Origin of the sequence: Pseudomonas sp. TH08 (genome assembly GCF_016651275.1) — a bacterium.
Taxonomy (GTDB): domain Bacteria; phylum Pseudomonadota; class Gammaproteobacteria; order Pseudomonadales; family Pseudomonadaceae; genus Aquipseudomonas.
In genome coordinates, this window is the sequence record NZ_JAEKEE010000005.1 from 207,002 (window position 1) to 226,636 (window position 19,635).

Here is a 19,635-nt window from a genome sequence, read left to right on the forward strand (position 1 = left end):
CCTGCGTCACACTTTTTCCACCGCGGCTGGCCTCAGCTTTTCGCAGTTTTTTTGCCATGGGAGCCAACTGACATGGAACGTCTGACACGCATTTTGGGCGCACTCACCCGTTGGGGACTGGGCCTGTGCGCGTTGGTTCTGGTGTTGATGGCGTTGTACGTCAGTCTCGGCCGCGAACTGACTCCGCTGGTCGCCGAATACCGCACCGAAATTGAAGACAAGGCCAGTGCTGCCCTCGGTATGCCGTTGCAGATCGGCGAACTGGAAGGCAATTGGAGCGGTTTCGCGCCGATCCTGCTGGCTCATGACGTGATGGTTGGCGACGGCGCGAATGCCTTGCGTCTGGATCACGTGCGGGCAGTGCCGGATCTATGGGCCAGTCTGTTGGCCCGTGAAGTGCGTATTGCCCACCTCGAGCTCAATGGTCTGAAGATCAGCCTCAAGGAAGGCGAAGACGGCAGTTGGTCGCTGGAAGGTCTGCCGGTGCAGAAGGATCAACCGTTCGATCCGGAGCAACTGTTCAATCGCTCGCAAATGATTCAACAGCTGTCGGTGCTCGACAGTCAGGTGACCTTGCAGCCACTGGATCACGCGCCTCTCACGCTGACTTATGTCGGCCTCAATCTGAAGACCGGTGCCAGCCGCCAGCGTCTTGATGCGCGTCTGACCCTGCCCGACGGCCAGCCGGTCGCCTTGACCCTGCGCACACGCATGCGTCCGAGCCAATGGCAGGACAGTGCAGTTGAAGGCTATGCCAGCTTGCCGCAAAGCGATTGGGCGAAATGGCTGCCCGAACGTCTGACCCGGCAGTGGAATTTCTCCGAGATCAAGGCCGGTGGCGAGCTCTGGGTCAACTGGGCCGAGGGCACTCTGCAAAGTGCTGCGGTTCGTGTGAACGCGCCGCAACTGACCGGTGCTTATGCGGATCGCAAGCCGATCCAGATCAACAATCTGGCGCTGAACGCCTACTACCAGAACCGTGCCGAAGGGGCGACCGTCACCCTCGATTCGCTGGCGATGAATTTTGGCGAAAACCGTTGGGAGTCGCATATCCAATTGCAACAGACTCGTGCCACCGACAAGGTTGACGAGCTCTGGCACATGCAGGCCGATCGCCTCGACCTGACCCCGATCACACCACTACTCAATGCGCTGGGGCCGTTGCCGCAAGGTTTCGCCACGGCGGTCGATCATCTGAAAGTCACCGGTGGGCTGCGCAATGTGCTGCTGGATTTCCGCCCCGGCGCCACTGACGGCAGCAAATTCGGCTTCGCTGCCAATCTGGATCAGGTCGGTTTCGACGCTTATCACGGCGCGCCGGCCGCACGAAATGTCAGTGGCAGCCTGAGCGGCAACCTCGACGGCGGCGAATTGCGCATGGACAGCAAGGATTTTGTCCTGCACCTCGACCCGATTTTCGCCAAGCCATGGCAATACCTTCAGGCCAACGCGCGCTTGACCTGGAAGCTCGATAAAGACGGTTTTACCCTGATTGCGCCGTACCTGAAAGTGCTGGGCGAAGAGGGCAAGATTGCCGGCGACTTCCTGATTCGCCTGCATTTCGACCACAGCCAGGAAGACTACATGGACTTGCGGGTCGGCCTGGTCGATGGCGATGGTCGCTACACCGCCAAGTACCTGCCGCAAGTACTGAGCCCGGCGCTCGACGAATGGCTGCGCACGGCGATCCTCAAAGGGGCCGTGGACCAGGGCTTTTTCCAGTATCAGGGTTCGCTGAGCAAGAATGCCGGGGAAGCCGACCGCAGCATCAGCCTGTTCTTCAAAGTGCATGATGCCGAACTGGCGTTCCAGCCAGGTTGGCCGCATGTCAGCAAAGTCAGCGGTGATGTCTTTATCGAAGACAGCGGCGTGCGGATTCTGGCCAGCAAGGGGCAGCTGCTCGACACTCAGGTCAGCGATGTTTTCGTCAATATTCCCCATGTGGCCGCCGGCCAACATACGCATATGTTCCTCGACGGTGCCTTTGCCGGTGGCTTGGGTGATGGGCTGAAGATCCTTCAGGATGCGCCGATTGGTACCGGTGAAACTTTCGCCGGTTGGGAAGGCGCGGGTGACCTGCAGGGCAAGCTGAAGCTCGACATCCCGCTGGACAAGGGCGGTGATCAGCCGAAAATCCTCGTCGATTTCAAAACCGCCAACGCGCGGCTGAAACTGGCTGAGCCGAAGCTCGAACTGACTCAACTGAAGGGTGATTTCCGCTTTGACAGCGCCAAGGGGCTCAGCGGCCAGAACATCACGGCGCGGGCGTTCGACAAGCCGGTCACGGCACAGATTTTTGCCGATGGTAGCCCCGGCAAACTGAAAACCCGGGTTGCTGCGTCGGGTCAGGTCGAGGTCAAGAAACTCTCCGATTGGCTCGGCGTGACTCAACCGTTGCCGGTGTCGGGGACGATTCCTTACCAGCTGCAATTGAATCTGGACGGTGCTGACAGTCAATTGATGGTCAGTTCCAGCTTGAAAGGAGTAGCGGTGGATCTGCCGGCTCCGTTCGGCATGGCAGCAGAGGTCGGTCGCGACACCGTATTCCGCATGACCCTGCAAGGGCAGGAGCGTCGTTACTGGGTCAACTACGACCAGTTGGCCAATTTCACCTTTGCGGCGCCGCCGAGCAACTTTGCCGACGGTCGCGGCGAATTGTTCCTCGGTGCCGGCGAAGCGGTGCTGCCGGGCGCCAAAGGCCTGCGCATTCGCGGTGTGCTGTCGGAGCTGGACGTGGCGCCGTGGCAGGATCTGGTCAACAAGTACGCCGGGCAGGATCCGGGCGGCAGCGCCAACAAATTGCTCAGCAGCGCCGACTTCAAGGTCGGCAAGCTGACCGCGTTCGGCACCACGCTGGATCAGGCTTCGGTTCAGGTCAACCGTAAGCCGGGGGCGTGGGCACTGGCCCTCGACAGTCAGCAGGCCAAAGGTACGGCCAGCCTGCCGGACGCCAAGGGTTTGCCGATTGCGGTCAATCTGCAGTATGTGAAACTGCCGGCGCCGGACCCGACGGTGCAGGCTGACGAGAACGCTCCGGACCCGTTGGCTTCGGTCGATCCGACGAAAATCCCGGCACTGGATATCACCATCAATCAATTGTTTCTCGGCGCGGATCTGGTCGGTGGCTGGTCGCTGAAAGTGCGTCCGACCGCCAAAGGCATCGCCCTGAACAATCTCGACATGGGCCTCAAAGGCATTCTGTTGCAGGGCAACGGCGGTTGGGAAGGTGCGCCGGGTGCCACCAATAGCTGGTTCAAGGGCCGCATCAGCGGCAAAAACCTTGCCGATGTGCTCAAGGGCTGGGGCTTTGCCCCAAGTGTGACCAGCGAAGAATTCCACATGGATGTTGACGGCCGCTGGCCGGGCTCGCCGGCATGGCTGGCGACCAAGCGTTTCTCCGGCACACTTGATGCGTCACTGAACAAGGGCCAGTTTGTCGAAGTGGAGGGCGGTGCACAGGCGTTGCGCGTGTTTGGTCTGCTCAACTTCAACTCGATTGGCCGTCGCCTGCGCCTGGATTTCTCCGACCTGTTCGGCAAGGGCTTGAGCTACGACCGGGTCAAAGGTCTGCTGGTGGCGACCAACGGTGTTTACGATACGAAAGAACCGATTCGCCTGACCGGGCCGTCGAGCAATATTGAACTCAACGGCAAGCTGGATCTGGTGGCTGAACAGGTCGACGCCAAGTTGTTGGTGACGCTGCCGGTGACCAATAACCTGCCGATTGCTGCGTTGCTCGTCGGGGCACCGGCGGTCGGCGGTGCCTTGTTCCTGATCGACAAGCTGATCGGTGATCGCGTGGCGCGCTTTGCCAGTGTCAAATACACCGTCAAAGGCCCATGGAAAGAACCGAAAATCACCTTCGACAAACCTTTTTGAGTAGCATGATCCTATCCCCTATGTAGGAACTGCCGCAGGCTGCGATCTTTTGATGTTGTTTTTAAAACCAGATCAAAAGATCGCAGCCTGCGGCCGCTCATACCGTTATCTGCAGATTCCGAGGAGCGGCCATGTCTTTGGCGGTGATTCAAATGGTCAGCCAGAGTGATGTGCTGGCCAATCTGGCTCAGGCCCGACGCCTGCTCGAACAAGCAGCGGCGGCGGGGGCAAAGCTCGCCGTGCTGCCAGAAAACTTCGCTGCCATGGGCCGCCGTGACATCGCCGACATCGGCCGCGCCGAGGCGCTTGGCGAAGGTCCGATCCTGCCATGGTTGAAACAGACCGCCCGCGACCTCAGGTTATGGATAGTCGGCGGCACATTGCCGCTGCCGCCGGTCGATCAACCCGACGCCAAGTCGCACGCCTGTTCACTGCTGGTCGATGAACACGGCGAATTCGTAGCACGCTATGACAAGTTGCATCTGTTCGATGTCGATGTAGCGGACAATCGCGGTCGTTATCGTGAATCCGATGACTATGCTTATGGCAGTGGCGTGGTGGTGGCGGACACACCGGTTGGCCGAGTCGGTCTGACGGTGTGTTACGACCTGCGCTTTCCGGAGCTGTACAGCGAGTTGCGCGCCGCGGGTGCCGAATTGATTACCGCACCGTCGGCGTTTACCGCGGTGACCGGCGCGGCGCACTGGGATGTGCTGATTCGCGCGCGGGCCATCGAGACTCAGTGTTACGTGTTGGCGGCAGCGCAGGGCGGAACCCACCCGGGCCCGCGGGAAACCTTCGGGCATGCGGCGATTGTCGACCCGTGGGGCCGCGTGCTGGCCAGTCAGGATCAAGGCGAAGCGGTGTTGTTGGCCGAGCGCGATAGTAATGAACAGGCGTCCATCAGGGCGCGGATGCCGGTGACGCGTCATCGGCGGTTTTTCTCGCAGGGCGCACAGCGACCTGCCTCAGAACACGAATTTAAGGCGTAAACCTATGAGCGAGTTGTTGTCCTCAGTCAGTGATCACCTGTTGGCCCCCGGCGGTGTGACGATCGAGAGCCTGCAAGGCGTGCTCGGCGATCTGGCCGGCCCGGGCATCGATGCGGCCGACCTGTATTTCCAGGGACAGATCTCCGAGTCCTGGGCACTGGAAGATGGCATCGTCAAGGAAGGCAGCTTCAACCTCGATCAGGGGGTTGGCGTGCGCGCGCAGTCCGGTGAGAAAACCGGCTTCGCTTACAGCAATGCGATCACCCTCGAAGCCCTCGGCGCTGCGGCCCGCGCCGCACGTTCGATCTCGCGTGCCGGGCAGAACGGCACCGTCCAGGCGTTCACCACACAAGATGTCGCACAACTTTATGGGCCGGACAATCCGCTGGAAGTGCTGAGCCGCGCCGAGAAAGTCGAGCTGCTCAAGCGCATCGACGTTGCCACTCGTGCTCTCGACCCACGTATCCAACAAGTCAGCGTGAGCATGGCCGGGGTCTGGGAACGGATTCTGGTGGCGTCCACCGACGGCGGTCTGGCAGCCGATGTGCGACCGCTGGTGCGTTTCAATGTCAGCGTGATCGTTGAACAGAATGGCCGTCGCGAGCGCGGTGGTCACGGCGGCGGCGGGCGTACCGACTACCGTTATTTCCTCGCTGAAGACCGTGCCATGGGTTATGCCCGTGAAGCGCTGCGTCAGGCGCTGGTGAACCTCGAAGCGATTCCTGCGCCGGCCGGCACTTTGCCGGTGGTGCTGGGTTCGGGCTGGTCTGGCGTGCTGTTGCACGAAGCGGTCGGTCACGGCCTGGAAGGCGACTTCAACCGCAAAGGCAGTTCGGCGTATAGCGGCCGCATGGGCGAGATGGTTGCGTCGAAACTGTGCACCATTGTCGATGACGGCACCTTGAGTGGTCGTCGTGGCTCGCTGAGCGTGGATGATGAAGGCACCCCGACCGAATGCACCACGCTGATCGAAAACGGTGTGCTCAAGGGTTACATGCAGGACAAGCTCAACGCGCGTCTGATGGGCGTGGCCCGCACTGGTAACGGTCGTCGCGAATCCTATGCGCATCTGCCGATGCCACGGATGACCAATACCTACATGCTCGGCGGCGAAAGCGATCCGGCAGAAATCATTGCCTCGGTGAAGAAGGGCATTTACTGCGCCAACCTTGGCGGTGGTCAGGTCGACATCACCAGCGGAAAATTCGTGTTCTCCACCAGCGAAGCGTATCTGATCGAAGACGGCAAGATCACCGCGCCGGTCAAAGGCGCGACGTTGATCGGCAACGGCCCCGAGGCGATGAGCCGGGTGTCGATGGTCGGTAACGATCTGGCGTTGGACAGCGGTGTGGGTACGTGCGGCAAGGATGGGCAATCGGTGCCAGTGGGTGTTGGCCAGCCGACGCTGAAAATCGATGCGATCACCGTGGGTGGCACGGGCGCATAAAGAGAGGTGGAACTGCGGGTGGCGCACAGGGCGACCACCCGGTGACGAATATCAACGCAGGCCGCGTTGAGTCTCGTCCAGCTCACGGATGTATTTGAAGATCTTGCGGCTGGAAGCAGGAGGTTTGTTTTGCGCAACCTCGTGCTGAGCCTGACGGATCAGGGAACGCAATTGTTGGCGATCGGCGTCCGGGTACTCGACGACGAATTTCTCCAGCACGGCATCATCGCCAGCGATCAGGCGGTCACGCCAGCGTTCCAGGTTATGGAAACGCTCGTTGTACTGACGAGTCGAGGCATCGAGTTGATCGAGCAAGGTCAGAATCGCGTCAGTGTCCTGATCGCGCATCAGTTTGCCGATGAACTGCAAGTGCCGTTTACGCGCGATATTCGCGGTGTGCTTGGGCGCATCGGCCAAGGCACGGCGCATCGCGTCGGTCAGTGGCAGTTTTGCCACCAAGTCAGGCTTGAGTGTTGTAAGGCGCTCGCCAAGGTCAACCAGAGCATGCAGCTCGCGTTTGACCTGAGATTTGCTTTTTTCTCCCGTATCGAGGGAGTCGTCGTAAGAATCAACCATGGTGGCAGTCCGCAAAGAAACGCCGCCATGATAACCAGTCGGGGGCCGCTTGTCCGGCCCGGTCGCTCGATGGCCCCAGCCGAAAGCAGAATTTGAGTGGAGATGAGCATGAGTGCAGTTCAAAGCGTCGGCCCGCAGGCATTGCCGGCACTGCAGGAACAGGTCGAGCAGATCATCGCCGAAGCCAAGCGTCAGGGCGCCAGTGCTTGCGAAGTGGCGGTGTCGCTGGAACAAGGGCTGTCGACGTCGGTGCGTCAGCGCGAGGTCGAGACGGTCGAGTTCAACCGCGATCAGGGCTTTGGCATCACGCTGTACGTCGGTCAGCGCAAGGGTTCGGCCAGTACGTCTGCGACTGGGCCGGATGCGATCCGCGAGACTGTCGCCGCCGCACTGGCCATCGCCAAGCATACCTCTGAGGACGAAGCGTCGGGCCTGGCCGATGCGGCGTTGATGGCCAAGGATCTGCAGGATTTTGATCTGTTCCACGAATGGGACATCACCCCGGAGCAGGCCATCGAGAAAGCGCTTATCTGTGAGGCGGCGGCATTTGATGCCGATGCGCGGATCAAGAACGCCGACGGCACCACGCTCAGCACCCATCAAGGCTGCCGCGTTTACGGCAACAGCCACGGTTTCGTCGGTGGTTATGCCTCGACCCGGCACAGCCTGAGCTGCGTGATGATTGCCGAGGCCGATGGCCAGATGCAGCGCGATTACTGGTACGACGTGAGCCGTCAGGGCACCTTGCTGGCGGATCCGGTGAGCATCGGCCAACGTGCGGCGCAACGGGCGGCAAGCCGTCTGGGCGCACGTCCGGTACCCACCTGCGAAGTGCCGGTGCTGTTTTCCGCAGAACTGGCCGGTGGTTTGTTCGGCAGTTTCCTCTCGGCGGTATCCGGCGGCAGTCTGTATCGTAAATCGTCATTCCTCGAAGGCACGTTGGGGCAGAAGCTGTTCCCTGAGTGGCTGACCATCGACGAGCGGCCGCACCTGATGCGCGCAATGGGCAGCGCTTCCTACGATGGCGATGGTTTGGCGACCTACGCTAAACCGTTCGTCGAAAAAGGCGAATTGGTGTCGTACATCCTCGGCACTTACTCCGGTCGCAAACTGGGCATGCCGAGCACGGCGAACGCGGGCGGCGTGCACAACCTGTTTGTCACCCATGGCGACGAAGATCAGGCAGCGCTGTTGAAGCGCATGGGTCGTGGGTTGTTGGTCACTGAGCTGATGGGCCATGGCTTGAACATGGTCACCGGCGATTATTCGCGCGGTGCGGCGGGTTTCTGGGTCGAGAACGGTGAAATTCAGTTCGCGGTGCAGGAAGTGACCATCGCCGGCAACATGCGCGACATGTTCAAACAGATCGTCGCGGTCGGTAACGACCTTGAGCTGCGCAGTAATATCCGCACAGGTTCGGTGTTGATCGAACGGATGACTGTCGCGGGCAGCTAAAACCCCAGCCGTCACACAAAAAGGCGCGCCATCCTCCCGGATGCCGCGCCTTTTTCATGCCTGCAGCCAAGCCCTTGTAGGAGCCGAGCTTGCTCGCGAAAACGTCGTGTCAGCCAATATTGAGGTCGACTGGCACGACGCCTTCGCGAGCAAGCTCGGCTCCTACAAAAACGCGCGCTCTTGTTTTGGTTCTCATTATCATCTAATAATAAATCTCATTATCGGATGAGCCTCGGATCATGAGTTCTGCCTTGCACGAGCAGCCGTACCTCGAAAGCTGGCGCTGGATGAGTCGCCAGATCCGTTGCGCGATGGATTCTGACGAACCGCGCCTGATCGAACATTACCTGGCCGAAGGCCGGTACCTGTCTTGTTGCACCGCGACCTCACCCTGGACGGTCGCCGAAACGTCCTTCCGCTTGCTGCTCGACACCGCCACCGACATCGCGTTGCCGTGGCACTGGCGCAGCCTCTGTCTCGATCAAGCGTGGCGTCCATTGCGTGAAATGGAGCGTCTGTCGCTGTGCAACTGCCGGCTCAAGCGCTGGCAACGCTACACCTGGCAGCTCGCTACCTGCGAGTTGCTTCCCTCGATTCCTCTCATTGAATTAGTCCAAGGATTTACCGATGACCAAGACACGTATTGAGCGCGACAGCATGGGCGAACTGCAGGTGCCAGTGGACGCTCTCTACGGCGCGCAGACCCAGCGCGCAGTGGATAACTTCCCGATCAGCGGCAAACCGATGCCGACGCAATTCATCCGCGCACTGATCCTCGCCAAAGCCGCTGCTGCCCGCGCCAACGTCGAACTCAACCAGATCAGCGCCGCCCAGGGCAAAGCCATCAGCGACGCCGCGCAAGGCTTGCTCGAAGGCGACTTCATGCAGCATTTCCCGGTGGATATCTTCCAGACCGGTTCCGGCACCAGCTCCAACATGAACGCCAACGAAGTGATCGCAACACTCGCAAGCCGCCTGCTCGACGAGCCAGTGAACGCCAACGATCACGTCAACTGCGGCCAGAGCAGCAACGACATCATCCCCACCACCATCCACGTCAGCGCCGCGCTGGCCCTGCACGAACAACTGCTGCCGGCGCTGTTGCACCTGGTGCAAGTGATCGAGCGCAAAGCCGAGCAGGTGCATCACCACGTCAAAACCGGCCGTACCCATTTGATGGACGCCATGCCGGTACGCATGAGTCAGGTGCTCAACGGTTGGGCGCAACAACTCAAGGCCAACATTGGCCATCTGCAGGATCTGCTGCCAAGTCTGCAATCGCTGGCGCAGGGCGGCACAGCGGTCGGCACCGGGATCAACGCACATCCTGAGTTTGCCGCACGTTTCAGCCGTCAACTAAGCCAACTGACCGACGTGCAATTCACCCCGGGCAAGGACCTGTTTGCGCTGATTGGCTCGCAGGACACTGCCGTCGCCGCCTCCGGGCAACTCAAAGCGATCGCCGTGTCGCTGATGAAAATCGCCAATGACCTGCGCTGGATGAACTCCGGGCCGCTCGCGGGCCTCGGCGAAATCGAACTGCAAGCTTTGCAACCGGGTTCGTCAATCATGCCGGGCAAAGTCAATCCGGTGATTCCGGAAGCCACCGCCATGGTCGCCGCGCAAGTGATCGGCAACGATTCGGTGATCACCATCGCCGGGCAGTCGGGCAATTTCGAGTTGAACGTAATGCTGCCGATCATTGCGCAGAACCTGCTGAGCAGCATCGAACTGCTGGCCAACTCCAGCCGCCTGCTCGGTGACAAAGCCATCGCCAGCTTCAAGGTCAACGAATCGCGCTTGAAAGAAGCGTTGTCGCGCAACCCGATTCTGGTCACCGCGCTCAACCCGATCATCGGCTACCAGAAAGCCGCGGAAATCGCCAAGCAGGCCTACAAGGAAGGTCGTGCAGTGATCGACGTTGCCCTGGAACACACCGATCTGTCGCGCAGCCAACTGGAAGAGTTGCTCAATCCCGAGAAACTCACCGCCGGCGGCGTGTAAGCACCGCAACCGCTTTGGAGGCTCACCATGGAGCACTGGAAACGCACGATCGAACGGGCCAATCGCTGCTTCATGCTGGGCGAACTGATCGACGCCCGCGAGGCTTACTTGCAAGCCCTGGCCCTGGCACAAGTGCTGTACGAACGCTGGGCGGATGCCGACGAAGCGGTGGCGGCCTGCGTCATCTCCCACCATAACCTGGCCGACTTGCACCTGCGCCTGAATCAGCCGGAGGAAAGCGCCGAGTACCTCTGTGCCATCCACCAACGGCTGTTGCAGACCATGCAGGACGAGCGCCTGCGCCCGGCACTGCGTGAAGCGGCGCTGCGCCAGAGCAGCAAAACTTACGTCGAACTGCTGAATTTCATCAGCGAGCACGGCGAATACCCGCGCACCCAGCGCCTGTTGCACCCGGATACCGGCAATGCGCGCCGCGCGCCTGCCCCACATCACCATGGAGTCCATTGAAATGGCTTTTACCCTGCCTGCCTTGCCTTACGCCTACGACGCCCTCGAACCGCACATCGATGCGCAGACCATGGAGATCCACTACACCAAGCATCACCAGACCTACATCAATAACCTCAACGCGGCGGTAGAAGGCACTGAGTACGCCGAGTGGCCGGTGGAAAAACTCGTCGCCAGCGTTCAGCAACTGCCGGAAAAACTTCGTGCAGCGGTGATCAATCAGGGCGGTGGTCACGCCAACCATTCGCTGTTCTGGGAAGTCATGGTGCCCAACGGCGGCGGTAAACCGGACGGCGCGCTGGCCAAGGCCATCGACGAACATCTGGGCGGTCTCGAGAGCTTCAAGGAAGCCTTCACCAAAGCCGCACTGACCCGTTTCGGCAGCGGTTGGGCGTGGCTCAGCGTGACCCCGGAGAAAAAACTGATCGTGGAAAGCAGCGGTAATCAGGACAGCCCATTGATGAATGGCAATACGCCGATTCTCGGCCTCGACGTCTGGGAGCACGCCTATTACCTGCGCTACCAGAACCGTCGCCCGGAATACATCAACGCTTTTTACAACGTGATCAATTGGCCTGAAGTGGCTGCGCGCTATCAGGCCGCACTGGTTTAAGTCTCCTATAAAAACAATCCAAGGCTGACTATGGGCACTGAAACACTGGCGATCGGAAGTGGGCGTATGTTTCGTTACGCAGTGGGATCGCTGCTGCTGTTGGCGGGTATGACCTTGCTGGTCGCTCACGGACTACAATGGCTGGATCTGGAGCCGAGACTGTCGCGGGCGTTGCAAGGCGGGGCGATCTGCGCCCTCGGCACGGCGCTCGGCGCTGTGCCGGTGCTGGTCATTCGGCGCATGCCGCAAGCACTCAGCGATACCTTGTTGGGCTTTGGTGCCGGGGTGATGCTGGCAGCGACCGCGTTTTCGCTGATCGTACCGGGTATCGCCGCCGCCGAAAGCCTGGGTCTGACGGCGTGGGGTTCCAGTGGCCTGATCTGCTTCGGCATCATGCTGGGGGCATTCGGTCTCTATCTGGTTGACCGCAAGCTGTCGGGCGCCTCGCCGGAAATGCTTGTCGGTACGCTCGAGCACCCGGTTATTCCGCCGCGGATCTGGTTATTTGTGTTCGCCATCATTGCCCATAACATCCCTGAAGGCATGGCTGTCGGCGTTTCTGCCGGCGGCGGCATGCCCGACGCGGACAGTCTGGCGATGGGCATTGCCCTGCAGGATGTGCCGGAAGGTCTGGTGATTGCGCTGGTGTTGGCCGGGGCGGGAATGTCGCGGGTCAAGGCGTTCCTGATCGGGGCGGCATCAGGCTTGGTCGAGCCGGTGTTTGCGCTGTTGTGTGCATGGCTGGTCAGCCTGGCGCAGGTGTTGTTGCCATTGGGTCTGGCGTTGGCGGCGGGGGCGATGTTGCTGGTGGTGACCCACGAAGTCATCCCGGAGTCGCGACGCAATGGTCATGACAAATTAGCCAGTCTTGGGCTGTTGATCGGGTTTTGTCTGATGATGGTGATGGATACCGCGTTGGGTTGAGTTGAATTGTGGCGAGGGAGCTTGCTCCCGCTGGGCTACGAAGCGGCCCCATTAGCCATCTGCCAGTTGCACCGCATTGACGACTGCTACGCAGCCGAGCGGGAGCAAGCTCCTCGCCACAGGCGATCAGCCGCCTTCGCCAAAATAGTCGTTGATCAGATTCACCAATGCCTGCAAGGCTTCGTCAGCCTGCTCACCTTCAGTGCTCAGATAAATTTTCGTGCCCTTGCCAGCGGCGAGCATCATCATCGCCATGATGCTTTTACCGTCGACCGTGGTCTCCGGCGTACGGCCCACTCTGATTGTGCAATCCGGAAACTGCCCGGCAACGCCAACAAACTTGGCCGACGCGCGGGCATGCAAACCCAGTTTATTGATGATTTCGATTTCCAGAGCAGGCATCGCGGTGTGAATCCTTTAAGTGAGGTCGCGGTGGCGAACCTGGACGTTCTTCAGGGTTTTCTGCAGGGCCTGACCCAAGCGTTCGGTCAGGTAGACGGAGCGGTGGTGCCCGCCGGTGCAGCCAATGGCGATGGTGACGTAAGCACGGTTGCTCGCCGCAAAGCGTGGTAGCCACTTGTGCAGGTAGGTGAAGATGTCCTGGAACATTTCTTCGACCTCCGGCTGCGCCGCCAGATAGTCGGCCACTGGCGCATCAAGCCCCGATTGCGCTCGCAGTTCCGGCTTCCAGTAAGGGTTGGGCAGGCAGCGCACGTCGAACACCAGATCCGCGTCCACCGGCATGCCGCGTTTGAAGCCGAATGACTCGACCAGAAACGCCGTGCCGGGCTCAGGCTGATTCAGCAGCCGCAGCTTGATGGTATCGCGCAACTGGTACAGGTTCAGACTGGTGGTGTTGATCTTCAGATCGGCGAGGTCGGCGATGGGGCCGAGCAGGGCTGTTTCATCTTGAATCGCTTCGGCCAGCGAGCGGTTGGCGTTGCTCAGCGGGTGGCGACGGCGAGTCTCGGAAAAACGCTTGAGCAGGGTTTCTTCATCAGCATCCAGATACAGGACATCGCACTGGATGTGTTTGCTGCGGACATCTTCAAGCAGCTCGGGAAACCGTGTCAGATGGCTTGGCAGGTTGCGCGCATCAATCGACACGGCCACCAGCGGTTGCGCCAGCTCAGTGTGGATCAGGGCACGTTCGGCCAATTCCGGCAGCAAGCCGGCGGGCAGGTTGTCGATGCAGTAATAGCCGTTGTCCTCAAGGACATCCAGGGCGGTACTTTTACCCGAGCCGGAACGGCCGCTGACAATGATCAAGCGCATGATTACTGCCCGTTTTGCTCGTCCAGTACGACCTGGTACAAGGCTTCGTTGCTCGCAGCGCTGCGCAGTTTATCGCGTACGTCCTTGCGATCGAGCATGCTGGCGATCTGACGCAGCAACTCCAGGTGCGCATCGGTGGCGGCTTCCGGGACCAGCAATACGAACAGCAGGTCAACCGGCGCGCCGTCGATGGCGTCGAAATCGATCGGCGCTTCAAGGTGCATCAAGGCGCTGATAGGCGACTGGCAACCCTTGAGGCGGCAGTGAGGAATGGCGATGCCGTTGCCAAAACCGGTGGAACCGAGTTTTTCACGGGCGATCAGGGCCTCGAAGACATCTTGCATCTCCAGATCCGGCACTTCGCGGGCGATCAGGTTGGCAATTTGTTCGAGGGCTTTCTTTTTACTGCCGCCCGGCACGTTCACGAGGGAACGGCCGGGGGTCAGGATACTTTCAAGTCGGATCATGGAGTGGGGGGTTATCGACCGGTGGCGCCCTGGAGCAGGCTCTGGGTCTTTTCCTTATGCTTTTTGAGTTGACGGTCCAGCTTGTCGGTCAGTGAGTCGATCGCCGCGTACATATCGGTATCTTCCGCATTGGCGACCACTTCGCTGCCGGGTATATGCAAGGTGGCTTCGATTTTCTGCTTCAGCTTTTCGACGCACATCGTGACTTGCACGTTGGTGATCTTGTCGAAATGTCGTTCCAGTCGTTGGAGTTTTTCCTCGATGTAGGAACGCAGAGGTTGGGTCACTTCCAGTTGGTGTCCACTGATGTTGACTTGCATACAGCTTCTCCTTCGTTGCCAGTGCATAAAGCGGCAGGCTGGATAGCCTGCCACTGGAACGCTGTAACGTGGCTTACATCAACCGCTTGCGTTCGCTCGAAGGCGCGATCCCTAAGGATTCGCGGTACTTGGCGACGGTGCGGCGAGCCACCTGAATGCCTTGTGCCTCCAGTAAACCAGCGATCTTGCTGTCACTCAACGGCTTTTTCTGATTTTCCGCCGCAACCAGTTTTTTGATGATCGCGCGGATCGCCGTGGACGAGCATTCACCGCCTTCGGAGGTGCTGACGTGGCTGGAGAAAAAGTATTTCAGTTCATAAATACCGCGCGGGGTATGCATGAATTTCTGCGTGGTCACCCGGGAGATCGTCGATTCATGCATGCCCACCGCTTCAGCGATGTCGTGCAGAACCAGCGGCTTCATGGCTTCGTCGCCGTACTCCAGAAAACCGCGCTGATGCTCGACGATCTGGGTGGCTACTTTCATCAGGGTTTCGTTGCGGCTTTGCAGGCTCTTGATGAACCAGCGAGCTTCCTGCAACTGATTGCGCATGAAGGTGTTGTCGGCGCTGGTGTCGGCGCGGCGGACAAAACCGGCGTACTGCGCGTTGACCCGCAGGCGTGGCACCGATTCCTGATTCAGCTCGACCAGCCAGCGCTCGTTGTCCTTGCGCACGATAACGTCAGGGACGACGTACTCGGCTTCGGTGGATTCGATCTGCGAGCCCGGACGCGGATTGAGACTTTGCACCAGTTCGATGACCTGGCGCAGTTCGTCTTCCTTGAGTTTCATGCGGCGCATCAACTGGCTGTAATCGCGGCTGCCCAGCAAGTCGATGTAATCGCTGACCAGGCGTTTGGCTTCCGCCAGCCAAGGAGTCTTGGCCGAGAGTTGGCGCAATTGCAACAACAGGCATTCGCTGAGATTGCGCGCGCCGATGCCGGCCGGTTCGAATTGCTGGATGCGGTGCAGCACGGCTTCGATTTCGTCCAGCTCGATGTCCAGTTCCGGATCGAACGCTTCGAGGATCTCTTCGAGAGTTTCGTCCAGATAGCCCTGATTGTTGATGCAATCGATCAGGGTCACGGCGATCAGGCGATCTGTGTCGGACATCGGTGCGAGGTTCAGTTGCCAGAGCAGATGGCTTTGCAGGCTTTCGCCGGCGGAGGTGCGGGTGGTGAAGTCCCACTCGTCATCGTCGCTGCTGGGCAGGCTGCTGGCGCTGGTCTGGTAGACGTCTTCCCAGGCGGTGTCGACCGGCAGTTCGTTGGGGATGCGCTCGCTCCAGTCGCCGTCCTCAAGGTTGTCCACCGTCGGTGCGGTTTCCTGATAGGAGGGTTCCTGGATCTCAGTGTTGGGCTTCTGTTCGGTGTTGTCGGCCAGAGGATCGGAGTTGTCGAAGTCTTCGCCTTCTTCCTGGCGTTCGAGCATCGGATTGGATTCCAGAGCCTCCTGGATTTCCTGTTGCAGATCCAGGGTCGACAATTGGAGCAGGCGGATGGCCTGTTGCAGCTGCGGTGTCATCGTCAGCTGCTGGCCCATTCTCAAGACTAGCGATGGTTTCATGGCAGGGGCTTAACACCTTATTCGCCGGCGCTATGCGCCATCCACTACAGGGCGCCGAAGCGCCAAACTTAAGCAAATTATATGCCTGAAACTGAAGTGTTTGCCTAGAGCGCTGTAACAATTAAAGCGTATTAAATTGCGCTTGAACCGATACAGCGCCCCGGCGGCGCACCGGGCACTGTCGCGCTTAGAGGCGGAACTCGTGACCCAGATACACTTCCTTGACCAGATCGTTGGCGAGGATGGTCTCGGCGTCACCTTCGGCGATCAGTTGGCCGTCGTTGACGATGTAAGCGGTTTCGCAGATATCCAGTGTCTCGCGCACGTTGTGGTCGGTGATCAGTACACCGATGCCCTTGGCCTTGAGATGGTGGATGATCTGCTTGATGTCGCCGACCGAGATCGGATCGACACCGGCGAACGGTTCGTCGAGCAGGATGAATTTCGGTGCAGTGGCCAGCGCGCGGGCGATTTCCACACGGCGGCGCTCACCACCGGACAGGCTCATGCCGAGGTTGTCGCGGATGTGTGTGATGTGGAATTCCTGCAGCAGGCTTTCCAGTTCCTTGCGACGGCCGGCCTTGTCGAGCTCCTGACGGGTTTCGAGGATGGCCATGATGTTGTCGGCTACCGACAGTTTGCGGAAGATCGACGCTTCTTGCGGCAGATAGCCGATGCCGGCCTTGGCGCGGCCGTGCATTGGCTGGTGGCTGACGTCCAGATCATCGATCAGTACGCGACCCTGATCAGCCTGGACCAGGCCAACGATCATGTAGAAGCAGGTGGTCTTGCCGGCGCCGTTAGGGCCCAGCAGACCGACGATCTGACCGCTGTCGATGGACAGGCTGACATCACGCACGACCTGACGACTTTTATACGCCTTGGCCAGATGCTGAGCTTTCAGAGTTGCCATTACGGGGCCTTTTTCTGGTCGTTTTTCGGCTTCGGCTGAATCACCATGTCAATGCGCGGACGCGCTTCGGTGACTTTGCTGCCGGTAGCGCGGCCAGCGCTGGCCAGTTTTTTCACCGTGTCGTAGACGATTTTCTCGCCTTGGGTCACGTTGTTGTCCTTGTCGACAACTTTGGCCTTGTCGATCAGCACGACGCGGTTTTGCGCGGCATGGTACTGGATGGTGACACCCCAGCCTTGAACCGGTTTGGTATCGCCAGCCGTTTGCAACTGCTCGAAGTAAGCCAGGTTGCCCACCGAGGTCACCACGTCGATATCACCTGCCGGGGTGCGGGTGATGGTCACGGTATTACCGGTCACCTTCATCGAACCCTGAGTGATGATCACGTCACCCTTATAGGTGGCAACGCCATTCTTGTCGTCCAGCTGGGCATCGTCGGCCTGAATGCGGATTGGCTGCTCTTGATCGTTCGGCAGAGCCCAGGCGCTCACGCTTCCCAGTGCTGCGCCCAGACTGAGCAAAATAGGGAGGGTTTTAACGAGCCTCATACTGTCCTCTTACGTTCGATAGCAGGTGTATCCTGCTGTCCTTCAGATACGCTTTCATTCCAACGCCAGTCGATACACCGCCAGCGCCGTCGATTCTAACGGGTTGCTCGGTCTGCGCATATTGCTCCTGTGGGAACACTGTCATGCGCGTAGAGGTCACCAACAGATCACGCTTCTTTTCATCGGTGCGTTTGATACGCACCGAATCGATCAATTCAACCTGAGTGCCGCCCGAGTTCACTTCGCCGCGTTCACTGGTCACGTGCCACGGAAAATCGGTGCCGCGGTACATGTTCAGGTCGGGTTTGGTGACCAGCGTAATGTCGGTCGCCTTGACGTGCTCGGCTTTGTCGGAGGTCATTTCATACTGCACCTTGCCGTCTGGCAGGTATTGCAGGGTGTGCGTGTTGGTTGCATACCAGTCGATCGGGCTTTCGGTCGAAGAGACCGGCGGCTTGTCGAGGAAGCGTTCCGGGCTGATGTTCCAATAGCCGACCGCTGCGAAAATCGCAGCGATGCAACCGAACAGCAGGAAATTGCGAAATTTTTTGCTAAACATGGTTTGGCTCACAAGTACGCGGCATTGGCTGCATCAAGGCAGCCCTGGGCGCGCAGGATCAATTCGCAGAATTCGCGGGCGGCACCTTCGCCACCACGGGCGCGGGTCACGCCGTGAGCGTGTTCGCGGACGAAATCGGCAGCGTTGGCGACCGCCATGCCCAGACCGACGCGGCGGATCACCGGCAGGTCAGGCAGGTCGTCACCGAGGTAGGCGACCTGTTCATAGCTTAGGCCCAGTTGTTCGAGTAGACCGTCGAGAACGACCAATTTGTCTTCGCGTCCCTGAAAAAGATGCGGGATGCCCAGGTTTTTCGCCCGACGCTCAACCACCGGCGTTTTCCGGCCGCTGATAATGGCGGTTTGCACGCCAGCATTCATCAGCATTTTGATGCCTTGGCCGTCGAGCGTGTTGAACGTCTTGAATTCGCTGCCGTCTTCAAGGAAATACAGGCGCCCGTCAGTGAGAACGCCGTCGACGTCGAAGACCGCCAGTTTGATCGCTTTGCCGCGTTGCAGCAGATCGTTGCTCATTACATCACTCCTGCGCGCAGCAGATCGGAAAGGTTGAATGCGCCGATCGGGCGATCCTCCTCGTCGACAACTACCAATGCGTTGATTCGGTGGTCTTCCATGATTTTCAGGGCCTCGGCAGCGAGCATTTCGGGCCGGGCGGTCTTGCCGTGAGCCGTCATCACCTGGTCGATGGTGGCGCTGCGGATATCGATGCTGCGATCCAGGGTGCGACGCAAGTCGCCGTCAGTGAAGATCCCGGCCAGTTTGCCATCGGCTTCAAGGATGGCGGTCATGCCCAGACCCTTGCGGGTCATTTCCATCAGCGCATCCTTGAGCAGGGTGCCGCGTTGTACCTGCGGCAGTTCCTGCCCGGCATGCATGACGTTCTCGACTTTCAGCAACAGGCGACGGCCGAGGGCTCCACCGGGATGGGAAAAGGCGAAGTCTTCTGCGGTAAAGCCGCGTGCTTCGAGCAGCGCGACGGCCAGGGCATCGCCCATGACCAGCGCGGCGGTGGTCGATGAAGTCGGTGCGAGGTTCAGCGGGCAGGCTTCATGTTCGACGTGAACATTGAGATTGACCTCGGCAGCCTTGGCCAGCGGCGACTGCGGGTTGCCAGTGACGCTGATCAACTGGATGCCCAGGCGTTTGATCAGCGGCAGCAGGGTGACGATTTCGTTGGTCGAGCCCGAGTTGGACAGGGCGAGAATCACGTCATCGCGGGTGATCATGCCCATGTCGCCATGACTGGCTTCGGCCGGGTGTACGAAAAATGCCGGGGTGCCGGTGCTGGCCAGGGTGGCGGCAATCTTGTTGCCGACGTGCCCGGACTTGCCCATGCCGACCACGACTACACGGCCTTTGCTGGCCAGAATCATCTCGCAAGCGCGTACGAAATCGGCGTCGATATGGGGCAACAAGCCTTGTACGGCCTCCACTTCGAGTTGGATGGTGCGTTGTGCCGATTGAATCAGGTCGCTGGATTGGCTCATGTCAGAAATCGTATAGCCCGATGAAAAGGCGGCGATTATAGCGGTTATGTTGCAAAGCCTCACGCAAGTTCGTCGTGCTTTGTCATTCCTCGTTACCAAATGCTTCGAAAAGATGTCCAGA

Annotated in this window: 20 protein-coding genes; 9 read left to right on the plus strand and 11 right to left on the minus strand. The window is 59.7% G+C overall.

All coding sequences use genetic code 11. The features are described 5' to 3' along the window. Nucleotides 1–72 precede the first annotated feature (72 nt). The 3 genes from JFT91_RS24380 (at nt 73) to tldD (ending at nt 6,318) form a co-directional block, all read left to right on the plus strand. Nucleotides 73–3,879, plus strand: a complete 3,807-nt coding sequence (locus tag JFT91_RS24380) for a YhdP family protein (RefSeq protein WP_201234128.1) — start codon at nt 73–75, stop codon at nt 3,877–3,879. Nucleotides 3,880–4,010: 131 nt separating this feature from the next. Then, on the plus strand, nt 4,011–4,871 hold the full coding sequence (locus JFT91_RS24385) for a carbon-nitrogen hydrolase family protein (RefSeq protein WP_201234129.1): 861 nt from the start codon (nt 4,011–4,013) through the stop codon (nt 4,869–4,871). A 4-nt stretch (nt 4,872–4,875) separates the two neighbouring features. Beyond that, entirely contained in the window at nt 4,876–6,318 is a 1,443-nt protein-coding gene (tldD, locus tag JFT91_RS24390; RefSeq protein WP_122606067.1) for a metalloprotease TldD, read from the plus strand. A 51-nt stretch (nt 6,319–6,369) separates the two neighbouring features. Here tldD and yjgA read toward each other — a convergent pair whose 3' ends face one another. Continuing rightward, nucleotides 6,370–6,894, minus strand: a complete 525-nt coding sequence (yjgA, locus tag JFT91_RS24395; protein ID WP_008085091.1) for a ribosome biogenesis factor YjgA — start codon at nt 6,892–6,894, stop codon at nt 6,370–6,372. 108 nt (nt 6,895–7,002) lie between these two features. Here yjgA and pmbA point away from each other — a divergent pair, with 108 nt between their 5' ends. The 6 genes from pmbA to JFT91_RS24425 all read left to right on the plus strand — a co-directional run bounded on the left by pmbA (nt 7,003) and on the right by JFT91_RS24425 (nt 12,358). Further along, nucleotides 7,003–8,349 carry a metalloprotease PmbA gene (pmbA, locus tag JFT91_RS24400; RefSeq protein WP_518524894.1) on the plus strand — a complete coding sequence of 449 codons (1,347 nt, stop codon included), beginning with the start codon at nt 7,003–7,005 and terminating at the stop codon, nt 8,347–8,349. Nucleotides 8,350–8,588: 239 nt separating this feature from the next. Further along, on the plus strand, nt 8,589–8,996 hold the full coding sequence (locus tag JFT91_RS24405) for a FagA protein (RefSeq protein ID WP_201149527.1): 408 nt from the start codon (nt 8,589–8,591) through the stop codon (nt 8,994–8,996). Beyond that, nucleotides 8,977–10,353 (plus strand): class II fumarate hydratase, encoded by a 1,377-nt coding sequence (locus JFT91_RS24410; RefSeq protein ID WP_201234131.1) that lies wholly within the window; start codon nt 8,977–8,979, stop codon nt 10,351–10,353. Before JFT91_RS24405 ends, JFT91_RS24410 begins: the two co-directional genes overlap by 20 nt. A gap of 27 nt (nt 10,354–10,380) precedes the next feature. Continuing rightward, nucleotides 10,381–10,821: a DUF2753 family protein gene (locus JFT91_RS24415; RefSeq protein ID WP_008085084.1), complete on the plus strand. Its 441-nt coding sequence runs from the start codon at nt 10,381–10,383 to the stop codon at nt 10,819–10,821. A gap of 1 nt (nt 10,822) precedes the next feature. After that, entirely contained in the window at nt 10,823–11,434 is a 612-nt protein-coding gene (locus JFT91_RS24420; protein ID WP_201234132.1) for a superoxide dismutase, read from the plus strand. Nucleotides 11,435–11,464: 30 nt separating this feature from the next. After that, a complete protein-coding gene (locus tag JFT91_RS24425; RefSeq protein ID WP_201234133.1) occupies nt 11,465–12,358 on the plus strand; it encodes a ZIP family metal transporter in 894 nt (297 codons plus the stop codon). Nucleotides 12,359–12,484: 126 nt separating this feature from the next. Here JFT91_RS24425 and JFT91_RS24430 read toward each other — a convergent pair whose 3' ends face one another. The 10 genes from JFT91_RS24430 to JFT91_RS24475 all read right to left on the minus strand — a co-directional run bounded on the left by JFT91_RS24430 (nt 12,485) and on the right by JFT91_RS24475 (nt 19,514). Further along, nucleotides 12,485–12,760 (minus strand): HPr family phosphocarrier protein, encoded by a 276-nt coding sequence (locus JFT91_RS24430; protein WP_201234134.1) that lies wholly within the window; start codon nt 12,758–12,760, stop codon nt 12,485–12,487. Nucleotides 12,761–12,775: 15 nt separating this feature from the next. After that, nucleotides 12,776–13,633, minus strand: coding sequence for an RNase adapter RapZ (gene rapZ, locus JFT91_RS24435; protein WP_201149533.1), 858 nt, complete (start codon nt 13,631–13,633; stop codon nt 12,776–12,778). 2 nt (nt 13,634–13,635) lie between these two features. Beyond that, on the minus strand, nt 13,636–14,100 hold the full coding sequence (gene ptsN / locus JFT91_RS24440) for a PTS IIA-like nitrogen regulatory protein PtsN (RefSeq protein WP_201234135.1): 465 nt from the start codon (nt 14,098–14,100) through the stop codon (nt 13,636–13,638). 11 nt (nt 14,101–14,111) lie between these two features. Then, the gene (gene hpf, locus JFT91_RS24445) at nt 14,112–14,420 is read right to left on the minus strand and encodes a ribosome hibernation-promoting factor, HPF/YfiA family (protein WP_007912419.1); all 309 of its coding nucleotides are present in this window, start codon (nt 14,418–14,420) and stop codon (nt 14,112–14,114) included. Between the two features lie 73 nt (nt 14,421–14,493). After that, entirely contained in the window at nt 14,494–15,987 is a 1,494-nt protein-coding gene (locus tag JFT91_RS24450; RefSeq protein WP_201227966.1) for an RNA polymerase factor sigma-54, read from the minus strand. Nucleotides 15,988–16,174: 187 nt separating this feature from the next. Next, a complete protein-coding gene (gene lptB, locus JFT91_RS24455) occupies nt 16,175–16,900 on the minus strand; it encodes an LPS export ABC transporter ATP-binding protein (RefSeq protein ID WP_201227965.1) in 726 nt (241 codons plus the stop codon). Then, nucleotides 16,900–17,448 carry a lipopolysaccharide transport periplasmic protein LptA gene (gene lptA / locus JFT91_RS24460; protein ID WP_201227964.1) on the minus strand — a complete coding sequence of 183 codons (549 nt, stop codon included), beginning with the start codon at nt 17,446–17,448 and terminating at the stop codon, nt 16,900–16,902. The genes lptB and lptA overlap by 1 nt, the downstream gene beginning before the upstream one ends. Then, nucleotides 17,435–18,007 (minus strand): LPS export ABC transporter periplasmic protein LptC, encoded by a 573-nt coding sequence (gene lptC, locus JFT91_RS24465; protein ID WP_201227963.1) that lies wholly within the window; start codon nt 18,005–18,007, stop codon nt 17,435–17,437. Before lptC ends, lptA begins: the two co-directional genes overlap by 14 nt. An 8-nt stretch (nt 18,008–18,015) precedes the next feature. Beyond that, nucleotides 18,016–18,540, minus strand: a complete 525-nt coding sequence (locus JFT91_RS24470; protein ID WP_201227962.1) for a KdsC family phosphatase — start codon at nt 18,538–18,540, stop codon at nt 18,016–18,018. Further along, complete coding sequence (locus JFT91_RS24475) at nt 18,540–19,514, minus strand: KpsF/GutQ family sugar-phosphate isomerase (protein WP_201227961.1); 975 nt, start codon at nt 19,512–19,514, stop codon at nt 18,540–18,542. The genes JFT91_RS24470 and JFT91_RS24475 overlap by 1 nt, the downstream gene beginning before the upstream one ends. Between the last annotated feature and the right edge of the window lie 121 nt (nt 19,515–19,635).

Bases quoted from the DNA above. Each gene is read 5' to 3' on its own strand.
- JFT91_RS24470 (WP_201227962.1), bottom strand. From the start codon at position 18,540: ATGAGCAACGATCTGCTGCAACGCGGCAAAGCGATCAAACTGGCGGTC.
- JFT91_RS24420 (WP_201234132.1), top strand. From the start codon at position 10,823: ATGGCTTTTACCCTGCCTGCCTTGCCTTACGCCTACGACGCCCTCGAA.
- JFT91_RS24410 (WP_201234131.1), top strand. From the start codon at position 8,977: ATGACCAAGACACGTATTGAGCGCGACAGCATGGGCGAACTGCAGGTG.
- lptC (WP_201227963.1), bottom strand. From the start codon at position 18,007: ATGTTTAGCAAAAAATTTCGCAATTTCCTGCTGTTCGGTTGCATCGCT.
- JFT91_RS24430 (WP_201234134.1), bottom strand. From the start codon at position 12,760: ATGCCTGCTCTGGAAATCGAAATCATCAATAAACTGGGTTTGCATGCC.
- JFT91_RS24450 (WP_201227966.1), bottom strand. From the start codon at position 15,987: ATGAAACCATCGCTAGTCTTGAGAATGGGCCAGCAGCTGACGATGACA.
- JFT91_RS24475 (WP_201227961.1), bottom strand. From the start codon at position 19,514: ATGAGCCAATCCAGCGACCTGATTCAATCGGCACAACGCACCATCCAA.
- yjgA (WP_008085091.1), bottom strand. From the start codon at position 6,894: ATGGTTGATTCTTACGACGACTCCCTCGATACGGGAGAAAAAAGCAAA.
- JFT91_RS24405 (WP_201149527.1), top strand. From the start codon at position 8,589: ATGAGTTCTGCCTTGCACGAGCAGCCGTACCTCGAAAGCTGGCGCTGG.
- rapZ (WP_201149533.1), bottom strand. From the start codon at position 13,633: ATGCGCTTGATCATTGTCAGCGGCCGTTCCGGCTCGGGTAAAAGTACC.
- JFT91_RS24385 (WP_201234129.1), top strand. From the start codon at position 4,011: ATGTCTTTGGCGGTGATTCAAATGGTCAGCCAGAGTGATGTGCTGGCC.
- pmbA (WP_518524894.1), top strand. From the start codon at position 7,003: ATGAGTGCAGTTCAAAGCGTCGGCCCGCAGGCATTGCCGGCACTGCAG.
- hpf (WP_007912419.1), bottom strand. From the start codon at position 14,420: ATGCAAGTCAACATCAGTGGACACCAACTGGAAGTGACCCAACCTCTG.
- JFT91_RS24415 (WP_008085084.1), top strand. From the start codon at position 10,381: ATGGAGCACTGGAAACGCACGATCGAACGGGCCAATCGCTGCTTCATG.
- JFT91_RS24425 (WP_201234133.1), top strand. From the start codon at position 11,465: ATGGGCACTGAAACACTGGCGATCGGAAGTGGGCGTATGTTTCGTTAC.
- ptsN (WP_201234135.1), bottom strand. From the start codon at position 14,100: ATGATCCGACTTGAAAGTATCCTGACCCCCGGCCGTTCCCTCGTGAAC.
- lptA (WP_201227964.1), bottom strand. From the start codon at position 17,448: ATGAGGCTCGTTAAAACCCTCCCTATTTTGCTCAGTCTGGGCGCAGCA.
- JFT91_RS24380 (WP_201234128.1), top strand. From the start codon at position 73: ATGGAACGTCTGACACGCATTTTGGGCGCACTCACCCGTTGGGGACTG.
- lptB (WP_201227965.1), bottom strand. From the start codon at position 16,900: ATGGCAACTCTGAAAGCTCAGCATCTGGCCAAGGCGTATAAAAGTCGT.
- tldD (WP_122606067.1), top strand. From the start codon at position 4,876: ATGAGCGAGTTGTTGTCCTCAGTCAGTGATCACCTGTTGGCCCCCGGC.